This window comes from Psychrobacter sp. 1U2 (genome assembly GCF_051847575.1).
In genome coordinates this window covers 1-525 of sequence record NZ_JBPYDC010001782.1, presented here as the reverse complement: position 1 = coordinate 525, position 525 = coordinate 1, and the positions used below count along the sequence as shown (strand labels likewise).

Annotated in this window: 1 pseudogene; it reads right to left on the bottom strand. The window is 41.7% G+C overall.

The annotated features are described in order from the left end of the window. Window positions 1-525 (bottom strand): annotated as a pseudogene (locus ACS8FD_RS24380) (site-specific recombinase); the annotation flags it as partial.

Here is a 525-nt window from a genome sequence, read left to right as displayed (position 1 = left end):
AGGTTGATTACCGCTTTGTCGCGATTCTGACCGCTATCAGCCACCAGCTCCGTTAAAATACGCATGCGTTGTAAGCTTTGATCAAGTCGTAACATCATATTGGTCAAGCGAATGGAGATACCAGTTTTATAGATGCGTTTGCGTACCGTTGCAACGATATCTTCACATTGCTCAAGCATGACCAGTAGCGGAGCAGGATTGACCGCATGTTCAGGCGTAATGTCCGTTAAAGTGTCAAGCTCATGCGCTTGTCGATACTGATTGACAAACAATACGGCTTCTTGGTTTTGAGCAACAAAAGATGCAGAATAGTTCAAAATCTGCGGATAAGCTTCCATTAAGTTAGGATGCAGACCAATACCGCTAATACGGTAGGATAAAATGACTATCGCATTTAAAATACTGTTTTTGGCGGTCGCTACTAAGTATAAATGCTCTTCTTTAACATTAAGTAGATCAACCAACGCTTCCCATTTGTCTTTTTCGATGTTAGCAAGCCAACGTTCATCTTGACGTTTATAGAAC